General features: G+C 66.1%; 2 protein-coding genes. Both read left to right on the top strand.

Annotated elements, in window-relative coordinates:
- On the top strand, positions 1–1,111 hold a 1,111-nt coding region (locus DIE23_RS38855; RefSeq protein WP_260436377.1), incomplete at its 5' end, for a glycine betaine/L-proline ABC transporter ATP-binding protein.
- The coding region (gene choW / locus DIE23_RS38850) for a choline ABC transporter permease subunit (RefSeq protein ID WP_124618163.1) at positions 1,104–1,939 on the top strand (836 nt) is incomplete at its 3' end. The genes DIE23_RS38855 and choW, both read left to right, overlap by 8 nt.

Below are 1,939 nucleotides of genomic sequence, written 5' to 3'. Positions count from 1 at the left end.
GCAGGCGCTCGACATGCTCGCTGCCGGCGCGACGAAAGACGATGTGCTCAAGCGTACCGGACAGGTCGTCGGCGTGCACAACGTATCGTTCGACGTGCAGGAAGGCGAAATATTCGTGCTGATGGGCCTGTCTGGCTCCGGCAAATCCACGCTGATCCGCCTCGTGAATCGGCTGGTCGATCCGAGCGCCGGCAAGGTGCTGATCGACGGGCTCGATGTCGCGTCGGCACGCCGCTCCGCGCTGACCGCGCTGCGCCGCAAGGACATGAGCATGGTGTTCCAGTCGTTCGCGCTGATGCCGCATCGTTCCGTGGTGTCGAATGCCGCGTTCGGCCTCGAGGTCGCCGGCGTCGGCAAGAAGGAGCGCGAACGCCGTGCGATGGAGGTGCTCGAGCAGGTCGGCCTCGCGCCGTTCTCGCACAAGCTGCCGTCCGAGTTGTCGGGCGGCATGCAGCAGCGCGTCGGCCTGGCCCGCGCGCTGGCCGTGAACCCGTCGCTGATGATCATGGACGAAGCGTTTTCCGCGCTCGATCCGCTCAAGCGCCGCGAAATGCAGGACGTGCTGCTGCAACTGCAGAAGGAACAGCGCCGCACGATCATGTTCGTGTCGCACGACCTCGAAGAGGCACTGCGCATCGGCAACCGCATCGCGATCATGGAAGGCGGCCGGCTCGTGCAGGTCGGCACGCCGCAGGACATCATCACGAACCCGGCCGACGACTACGTGCGCGCGTTCTTCGACGGCGTCGACACCAGCCGCTATCTCACGGCGGGCGACCTGATGCAGACGGGCGCTGTGCCGATCGTGTCGAAGTTCGATGCCGCGAACGTCGCGGCGACGCTGAACGGCAGCGCCGAATATGCGTTCGTGCTCGACGCGGCACGCAAGCTTCGCGGCTTCGTCACGCGCGAGGCGATCGGGCAGGCCACGCCGTCCGTGCGGCCGATCGAAAGCATCCGGCGCGATGCGTCGCTCGAACACGTCGTCGCGCGCGTGGTCGCGAGCCCGAATGCACTGCCCGTCGTCGACGACGACGGCTGCTACTGCGGCTCGGTCGACCGCGCACTCATCCTGAAGGCCATCACGCGTTCGCGAGGCTCCCATGTCTGAAATGATTCCGCTCGGTACTTGGGTCGACCAGTCCGTTCACTACCTGCTCGACCACGACGCGAAGACGTTCGATGCGATCGGTCAAGCGATCGAGGGTCTCGCGGCATTCGTCGAGCACGGCCTGCAGGCGATCCCGATGTGGCTGATGATGGCGATCTTCATCGGCGTCGGTTTGTGGCGGGTGGGCTGGCGCTTCGCGCTGTTCACCACCGCGTCGCTGCTGCTGATCTTCGCGACGGGCTTCTGGGACCAGACGGTCATCACGCTCGGCCTGACGCTGTCGTCGACGATCGTCAGCCTCGTGCTCGGCATTCCGCTCGGCATCTGGGCCGCGAAGAGCAAGTGGGTCGCCGCGATCGTGCGTCCGATCCTCGACCTGATGCAGACGATGCCCGCGTTCGTCTACCTGATTCCGGCCGCGATGCTGTTCGGTCTGGGCCGCGTGCCGGGGATCCTGTCGACGGTGATCTTCGCGATGCCGCCGGCCGTGCGCCTGACGAGCCTCGGCATTCGTCACGTGAACCGCGAGATCGTCGAAGCCGGCCAGGCATTCGGCTGCACGCCGTGGCAGCTGCTGTACAAGGTGCAGTTCCCGAACGCGCTGCCGTCGATCATGCAGGGCGTGAACCAGACGATCATGATGGCGCTGTCGATGGTGATCATCGCGTCGATGGTCGGCGCGGGCGGCCTGGGCAACGACGTGCTCGCGAGTATCCAGCGCCTCGACATCGGCCTCGGTTTCGAAAGCGGTCTGTCGGTCGTGCTGCTCGCGATCATTCTCGACCGCATCACCGAGAGCTTCGGCCGCGCGCCGGGCACCGCGAAAGC

Source organism: Burkholderia sp. Bp9143 (genome assembly GCF_003853645.1).
Lineage (GTDB): Bacteria > Pseudomonadota > Gammaproteobacteria > Burkholderiales > Burkholderiaceae > Burkholderia.
Note: the sequence above shows the minus strand (reverse complement) of the source record. Positions and strands in the feature narration are given on the sequence as shown.